Raw genomic sequence first — 7,119 nt, forward strand, 5'->3', positions numbered from 1 at the left:
CTGCCGGCGATGGGGAGCGTGCGTCTGTGAACCGGGAAATTCCCGCGGAAAGCGCCAGAAATGGCGAAATTCCGAAGTTCCAAAAGCCACTCTTCGGAACGACGCCACCTTCCGCCCTGTCAGGTCTCGTTGTTCAGACCTTCCCTAGCGTGAGGTTGTTCTGTTGCCCCGAATAACCGGCGTTGGGACCCAGGCACCTCGGAGCATTGGAGGTTCCATCTTTGACGGCCACGTTCACGGTGACATGCGAGCCCGAATTGAACAACACCAGCGGGTGGTCACTGCCGTTGCCGAATATATTGAACTCGGAGCGCCGCCAAATCCTGTTGATGTTCAGAGTGTTGGCGCTTTGACTGACGCTGTAGGCCCTGCCGTCGATCGAGAACGTCACGGTGTCCACGCCGCCCGCGGTCGCCGAAGCGCTCATCTTGATGCTGCCGATCTGCGAGATTGGAACCAGCGGCACAATCACCCCATTGCTGTTGCTATAGCACGCGTTGTAATCGCTGGTGGAGTAGGAATTCCAACCAGACGGGCAGCCTTTTGCCTCAAATTCCTCGGCATTGCCGGCATAGAACCAGTTCTCGATAAAGATGACCGGCGTGCGGCCGTTGATCGGGTCGCTGTCGTAGTCGGTGGAGTAGAAGAACTGCTGCCAGGTCCAGCACGAGGAATATCCGAACTGTGCGCAGGTCACAGCGTTCCTATCGAGATTGGTGTTGATCTGTAGCGAATAGTCGGCCACGCCAGTGGCCACGCCAGTCACGCTCGGGAATGTTCCCAACGTCGATTGGATAAGCTGGCGTGTGCCTGCAACGTAGTCGACACCGTTACCGGCGGTCAGCGCCGCATCGGTGCGCGCGGTGATGGCGCCATCCTTGTGGACAGTGATGGCCGGCGGCCTCGAGAGCAGCTTTGGCGAGGGCACGCAGGCGGTTGCCTGCCAGCCATTGTTGGGGAACGACGAACGGAAGCATCCCTCCATCGTGGGAGCTTCCTGCCGGATCGTCGTTTCCCAGGACGAGATCGCCGCAGTGCGGCCCGCCGATGCGGTCGCCGCAGTTTGCCCGGTTTCCGCTGCATTGGCCGTGCTTGCGATAATGCAAGTGGCAAGCAAGAGCTTGGCTCCGATATTCATCATTTGCGTCCCTGGTGATGGGTGGAGCGCTGGATCATGCTCGTCAGCGACGCAGCACGACGGCCAAGCCGGAAGCGATCTGCGCGTTGGCGAAGGCGCCGATAAGGCGGTATGTACAAGTCGGCTCCCATCACAAGCGTGCCGCGATGCAGTGCAATCTGCGACCCGCTGGGTCCGGACTGCGGCACCGATATCGGAGCGATGCGGCTATCGACGGCGATAAAGGGGGGGTAAGCCGGAACCGCCGAAATTTCCGTCACCCCAGCTCCAGTCCGGCCACGAGTGCATCCACGTTGAGCATCCTGCCCTGCCAGGATGCTGGTTTTGTTTGGGTATCCCCTTGTCGAACCATCAGAAGCCGGTACTCTGTTGCCAATCGTGTGACCCTAAACAAACCGGTTCACCCAATCGACCCTAACCGTACCGATGACCACCTTTGTCCGCGCCTACCTGCGCGCCTCCACAGACGAACAGGATGCCCAGCGTGCTCGCAGCGGCTTGGATCAGTTTGCGCGCGATCGGGGCGTTCGCATCTGCAACTACTACGCTGAGAACGCGTCCGGCGCACGCTTGGACCGAGCCGAGCTGTTTCGGTTGCTGGCCGACAGTCGGCCGCATGACGTGTTGCTGGTCGAGGACGTGGATCGTCTGTCACGTCTTGGCAGGGCCGAGTGGGAGAAGCTGAAAACGCTGATCCGCGAGCGCGCAGTGCGCGTGGTCGCGGTCAATGTACCGACGACGTGGCAGCACTTGGCCCCCCTGCAAAACGAGTTCGACGCTCGCATGTTCGGTGCGATCAATGACATGCTCCTGGACATGCTGGCCGCCATCGCTCGGCGCGACTATGAACAGCGCAGACAGCGGCAGGCCCAAGGCATTGCGAAAGCCAAGGTCGCAGGCAAATATCGAGGCCGCCAAGTCGACCGGGCGCGCTACGGTGCGATCAATCGGCTGCTGGCCAGCGGCAGCTCGTGGAGCGTGGTGCAAAAGACGGTGGGATGCAGCCGCAGCACCATCAGCCAGGCCGTCAAACACGCAAAGCTCAGCGCACCGGCACCGGCACCGGCACCGAGCACGGAACTCATGGCGGCGGCATCGGTTGCCGTGATTCTCTGGCTCCATGTCGAAAACGGGAGCAAGTTCACCCGAGGCAAAAAGCGGGTTCGGGAGGACATCGACGACCTGATCGCCACCTCACACAAGAGCACAAAGCTCAGTGATACCGAATACCGACTGGTGATTCGTTACGCCGACGATGCGGATTTGAAGCAGCAGATCGACGATCTACTGCACGAAATCTTGCATTTGGCCGAGCTGCGCAACTGCGTGGTCGATGACATGAGTGTCAAGCACGAGGCAACCGGTTCGTTCTGGGACGAATGCGATGGCGGCTGGAAATGAGAGACGGATTTTTCTGGGGTTCCGGCTTACAACCCCGCGATGCAGCCTTGCATCGTGGTCGCATTGTGACTACAATTTCGGTGCTTGAAACGATCTCGGAGAACTACCATGAGCACTACCGCCGATACCTACGTCCGCGCCCGCATCGACACCGCCACCAAGGAACGTGCCGCTAGTGCGCTCGAAGCAATGGGGCTGTCGATCTCTGATGCTATCCGCCTGCTGATGCTACGCATTGCCGACGAACACCGCCTGCCCTTCGATGTGAAGGTACCAAACACCACCACGAAAAAGGCGATTGCCGAACTGGAATCAGGCAAGGGTAAGAAGTTCGCCAATGTGGACGACCTGATGGCGGATTTGCATGCGGACGATTGACCGTTCATCCGCTTTCAAGCGCGACTACAAGCGGGAAGCCAAGGGGCAGCATCGCGCCACGCTTGATGACGCGATCAAGCCGGTGTTGGTCGCACTGGCGACCGATCAGCCTCCCGATGCACGCTATCGCGATCACGATCTTTCCGGCGATTGGGCGGGCTATCGGGAATGTCACATCAAGCCTGACTTGCTGCTGATCTACCGCAAGTCCGACCCCGACACCCTGCGACTGGCACGGCTTGGCTCGCACAGCGAGCTTTTCGGCTGAGGCCCGCCCGTTGTCCGTCAAACGATTGATTGACGCTGTTCTGCACATGGAACGCGCCAAAAAAAATAGCTCCCACAGGCAGTGCAGCCGACTCCTGATATTCCGCGCAGTCGTCTTCTGAAAATGAAACCGGCGTATCACATCCCGGCCAGCTTGGCCCCAACGAAGCCGCCCACCACGCCGGCGACAAATGCGAACCCAGCCAGCAGCAGCACGAACCGCCGCGCCTTGCTCTCAAGGGCCGCATGCGCGGCGACGAGCTGCGCCGCGCCGCTGTTGAGCTGATTCCCGATCTGCGCGGCCGCGTGTCGGCCAGCCTCGGTCAGCTTTTCGGCGTTCTTGTCGATGACCGACTCGAAAGTGAGCTTGGCGGCCAGGAATGCCTGCCGGCCGCATCCGTGGTTGCCTTCTCGATCATGAGTGTCAAGAACGAGGCAACCGGTTCGTTCTGGGACGAATGCGATGGCGGCTGGAAATGAGAGACGGATTTTTCTGGGGTTCCGGCTTACAACCCCGGAATCAGGATGTGCCACCTGCACATTTCGTTTCCTTCGCGCCGTCCACACCCACCCGACGACTGCTCGCTACATAGTGTTAGCAGTTCCTGAAGGAGCGATCCGAACGGTATTGCAACAGTTCAGTGCCGGCGCCGCATCCGCACTCAGAGCTTGAACGCGCAACGCTTCAGATCCTTATCTGTGCAGGTCAACACGTTCGAAAGGTTCGGGTCTTGCACCCAGCTTGCGCCGACAGGCTGCGCTGTCTTTTTCAGTTTCAGCGACATGCGCAATCCGGAAAGACCCGGGCCGGCGTAATCGCAGGCGATCAGATATTGGTCGTTGACGATAGATACCGAAGTAAATTTCAGGTCGCGTGGCTCGACATCGTTTGCCTCAGGTGGATTGACCCCGATCCATGGATTGCCATTGGAGGTCGGACTCGTGGTGTAGGTGTCGCCTTCGACGGACTTGGACTTGGCGATACGAACACTGTGCAGGTCCGGACACGATTGATTGATATCGTGGGCTACGGCAGCGCCGCTCCCCGCCATAGCGGCCAACGCGACCATCATCACCAGTGATTTGCGATACATCTGTTTCTCCTGATTGAGACGCTATGGATATGACGTCAATGAGGATTGACTATCCGATTGTCGGCTGCGTAGATGTATCCAGAATTCCGAAAGGACAACGCGCCATACGAAAAAAAGTGAACCGCCCCGGGAATGTGGGAGGCTCCAACTCTTGAGAAGATGGGGCCATGAGCAAGACGATGTATTCCTTGGAAGTGCGAGAGCGGGCGATTGGGCTGGTGCGCGAGCACCAAGGAGAGTACGGCCCGCAGTGGGCGGCGATCGAATCGATTGCCGGGAAGATTGGTTGTTCGTCGCAGACGCTGTGCACCTGGGTGCGTCAGGCCGAGCGTGATGCCGGCAAGCGTCAGGGGCTGACGACGGACGAGCCGACGCGGATGAAGGCGCTGGAAGGGGTTGTAAGCCCAGAAAATTCCGTCACCCAAACTCCAACCCCGCCACAAGCGCATCCAAGTCGATCATCTTGCCGTCGCTTTGAAAGGTGTAGTGCCCGTTCAGCAGGATGTGTCGCCAAGCTGCCGGCGACATCCTGATGATCAGCGCTAGCGCCTTGACGTTACCACTGGCCTCATACCGGGTCAGCAACCGTGACAGGGAAGTGGGTCAGATTAAAAGTGCTGGTGACAGTCTTACATCCCGGCCAGCTTGGCCCCAACGAAGCCGCCCACCACGCCGGCGACAAATGCGAACCCAGCCAGCAGCAGCACGAACCGCCGCGCCTTGCTCTCAAGGGCCGCATGCGCGGTGACGAGCTGCGCCGCGCCGCTGTTGAGCTGATTCCCGATCTGCGCGGCCGCGTGTCGGCCAGCTTCGGTCAGCTTTTCGGCGTTCTTGTCGATGACCGACTCGAAAGTGAGCTTGGCGGCCAGGAACGCCTTGCCGGCCGCGTCCGTGGTTGCCTTCTCGATCTTTCCGGCCAGCGCCTGATCTGCTTGCTCGAAGCGACGCACGATGGCGTCGGCATCTTGCAGCAGCTCGGCCATGAGCGCTTCGCGGGCCGTGGATACGTGACTCCCCATGACGCCTCCTCACTTGAACAACGCCTTGTAGGCATCATCGAGGTTCTTGTTAGCCGACTTGGCGAGCCACTTCGCCGAGATCATGTTGATCGCGTGCGCCTTGGCGTCCTCGTCCTTGGCTTCACGAAGCATTGCCCGATAGTCCGTTTCATCGGCCACGATTTCCGAGACGGTCTTTTTCAGCGTCCGCAGCCGGTCGAAAATCTCGTTCTTGAAGACCACGGCTTCTGGTCGCAGCGTGAAGCTCTTGGTTTCTTCGTGCAGGCCAAAGATCATCCGAAACAGGCGCGGCACGTCGTTGGCGTCTTCCAGCTCGACCTTGTTGAACACCACGCGGATTTTCTTCGCCGGCACGCCGAGGCTGGTGAGTGTCCTGATAGTACTTAGCGTATCGGCTTGCTGCTTCTTCTCGCTAACGGTGGGAACGACGTAGTAGTCGAACTCTTCGTCGTCCTCCCGCGTGATCTTCCACCCCTGCCGCATCAGAGACGTCATGATTCGGGTCTGTTCGACCACGTTGTAGAAGATGACGGCATTGGAGACCAGGTCGTTGTATTTGACGGCCTTCTCCTGCTCAACGGGGTCATTGTCGGCAATCACTCCTTCCCCGCCGAAGAAGAAATACTTTGCGAAGCCGTTGTAGGCCTCCACCTTGTTGGTCGAGGCGGTGATCTGCTCGCGCAACTCGCGGTTGGAGATGTACTGCAGCAGGAACAAGGTGCGCACGGCGGAACCGAGCGCCTTGAAGGCCTGGTACAGCCGGTTCTTGCGGCTGTAGTTGCCCAGCTTGCGCATCAACGTCGAGGCCGCGATCTTGCCGGTCTTGATCGAGAGCACGACCTGCATCAGGTCCTTCCAGTGGGTCTCGATCAGATCCCAGTCGACAGTGTCCCGGAACAGCGCATCGATGTGTTCGTAACGAATGTCCTCATCGGGGCGGAAGAACTTGTATTCGCGCCAGTTGCGGATGCGCGGCATCAGCTGGATGCCCAACAGATGCGAAAGGCCGAACACCGGCAGCGACTGCCCCTGCGTGTCGGCGTGGACGGTGTCAGGCTGGATGTCGGAGGTGTTCTTCAGCAGGCCATCGATGATGTAGACCGCCTCCCAGACTCCACACGGAATGAAGTGGCTGAACAGCGCGACATACGTATCGGACACGTGGTGGTAGGCGATGCCGCCGTAGCCGCCATAGCGGATGTGGTACGAGGCGAGCAGATTCTGGTCGTAAAGATCGTATTTGGTGCCGTCGGCGGCCGCGCTCTTGCCGTCGCCCCAGCATTTGGGCAGCTGCAGGCCGGCGTAGCTGTTGATGATGTCCCGACAAGCTGCCGCCAGTTTGTTGGCATCCACATGCCGGCGGTTGACAAACGACAGCATGTGCGCCGAGACAGCGCCACGCAGGTGTCGGGCAGCCTGGGCCGGTCCGAGGTTGCACCCATAGGTGAAGGCGGTGAGGACGTAGCGCTCGGTCGGTTGCTCGATCTTGGCGTCCGAGCCGGACAGAGGACCGAAGTGCCGGGGCCAGCGCGTCCAGTGGGCCACATCGCACAGGATCTCGATGACGCTGCGTTCGCGCATGCGGTCTAGGACGGCGGTTTCTAGGGCACGGGCCCCGGTGCTCATCTCCTTGGCCTTGCTGCGCTTGAGCACCGGGATACCATCCTCGCCGATGACCACCTGGCCATTCTCAAGATAGCCCTGATCGGTCAGCTCGGCGACCTGCATCAGGCGCGATTGCAATGCATTGACGAAGCCCACGGCCGTGGCCGGCAGCCCCACCTGCTTGCAGTAATCCTTCAACATAGGTTCGCACTGGTCC

General features: G+C 59.9%; 6 protein-coding genes, 1 other RNA gene and 4 pseudogenes. 5 read left to right on the forward strand and 6 right to left on the reverse strand.

Translation table 11 applies throughout. From position 1 onward, the window contains the following. Nucleotides 1-133: 133 nt before the first annotated feature. Nucleotides 134-1,141 (reverse strand): hypothetical protein, encoded by a 1,008-nt coding sequence (locus J7367_RS21560; RefSeq protein ID WP_057662990.1) that lies wholly within the window; start codon nt 1,139-1,141, stop codon nt 134-136. Between the two features lie 423 nt (nt 1,142-1,564). Here J7367_RS21560 and J7367_RS21565 point away from each other — a divergent pair, with 423 nt between their 5' ends. The 3 genes from J7367_RS21565 to J7367_RS21575 all read left to right on the forward strand — a co-directional run bounded on the left by J7367_RS21565 (nt 1,565) and on the right by J7367_RS21575 (nt 3,185). Then, entirely contained in the window at nt 1,565-2,539 is a 975-nt protein-coding gene (locus J7367_RS21565) for a recombinase family protein (protein ID WP_057662992.1), read from the forward strand. Between the two features lie 108 nt (nt 2,540-2,647). After that, nucleotides 2,648-2,917 carry a type II toxin-antitoxin system RelB/DinJ family antitoxin gene (locus tag J7367_RS21570; protein WP_017158384.1) on the forward strand — a complete coding sequence of 90 codons (270 nt, stop codon included), beginning with the start codon at nt 2,648-2,650 and terminating at the stop codon, nt 2,915-2,917. Further along, the gene (locus J7367_RS21575) at nt 2,904-3,185 is read left to right on the forward strand and encodes a type II toxin-antitoxin system YafQ family toxin (protein WP_017158383.1); all 282 of its coding nucleotides are present in this window, start codon (nt 2,904-2,906) and stop codon (nt 3,183-3,185) included. The genes J7367_RS21570 and J7367_RS21575 overlap by 14 nt, the downstream gene beginning before the upstream one ends. Before the next feature lie 137 nt (nt 3,186-3,322). Here the strand turns inward: J7367_RS21575 and J7367_RS21580 are convergent. Further along, a pseudogene (locus J7367_RS21580) lies at nt 3,323-3,600 on the reverse strand (hypothetical protein); the annotation flags it as partial. A 109-nt stretch (nt 3,601-3,709) separates the two neighbouring features. On the opposite strand from J7367_RS21580, the gene J7367_RS21585 reads away from it, so the two are divergent. Continuing rightward, nucleotides 3,710-3,785: non-coding RNA, sX9 sRNA (locus J7367_RS21585), on the forward strand. 61 nt (nt 3,786-3,846) lie between these two features. Here J7367_RS21585 and J7367_RS21590 read toward each other — a convergent pair. Then, nucleotides 3,847-4,278: a DUF3757 domain-containing protein gene (locus J7367_RS21590; protein ID WP_057663003.1), complete on the reverse strand. Its 432-nt coding sequence runs from the start codon at nt 4,276-4,278 to the stop codon at nt 3,847-3,849. A gap of 167 nt (nt 4,279-4,445) precedes the next feature. Between J7367_RS21590 and J7367_RS22420 the strand changes: the two are divergent. Beyond that, a pseudogene (locus J7367_RS22420) lies at nt 4,446-4,670 on the forward strand (IS3 family transposase); the annotation flags it as partial. A 237-nt stretch (nt 4,671-4,907) separates the two neighbouring features. Here the strand turns inward: J7367_RS22420 and J7367_RS21600 are convergent. The 3 genes and pseudogenes from J7367_RS21600 to J7367_RS21610 form a co-directional block, all read right to left on the reverse strand. Then, nucleotides 4,908-5,261 (reverse strand): hypothetical protein, encoded by a 354-nt coding sequence (locus tag J7367_RS21600; protein WP_057663006.1) that lies wholly within the window; start codon nt 5,259-5,261, stop codon nt 4,908-4,910. Between the two features lie 45 nt (nt 5,262-5,306). Continuing rightward, nucleotides 5,307-5,744: pseudogene (locus J7367_RS22585) on the reverse strand (plasmid stabilization protein); the annotation flags it as partial. A 3-nt stretch (nt 5,745-5,747) separates the two neighbouring features. Next, nucleotides 5,748-7,119: pseudogene (locus tag J7367_RS21610) on the reverse strand (Tn3-like element TnXo19 family transposase); the annotation flags it as partial.

This window comes from Xanthomonas sp. D-36-1 (assembly GCF_017746155.1).
Classification (GTDB): domain Bacteria; phylum Pseudomonadota; class Gammaproteobacteria; order Xanthomonadales; family Xanthomonadaceae; genus Xanthomonas; species Xanthomonas cissicola.

Bases quoted from the DNA above. Each gene is read 5' to 3' on its own strand.
- J7367_RS21560 (WP_057662990.1), bottom strand. From the start codon at position 1,141: ATGATGAATATCGGAGCCAAGCTCTTGCTTGCCACTTGCATTATCGCA.
- J7367_RS21565 (WP_057662992.1), top strand. From the start codon at position 1,565: ATGACCACCTTTGTCCGCGCCTACCTGCGCGCCTCCACAGACGAACAG.
- J7367_RS21570 (WP_017158384.1), top strand. From the start codon at position 2,648: ATGAGCACTACCGCCGATACCTACGTCCGCGCCCGCATCGACACCGCC.
- J7367_RS21575 (WP_017158383.1), top strand. From the start codon at position 2,904: ATGCGGACGATTGACCGTTCATCCGCTTTCAAGCGCGACTACAAGCGG.
- J7367_RS21590 (WP_057663003.1), bottom strand. From the start codon at position 4,278: ATGTATCGCAAATCACTGGTGATGATGGTCGCGTTGGCCGCTATGGCG.
- J7367_RS21600 (WP_057663006.1), bottom strand. From the start codon at position 5,261: ATGGCCGAGCTGCTGCAAGATGCCGACGCCATCGTGCGTCGCTTCGAG.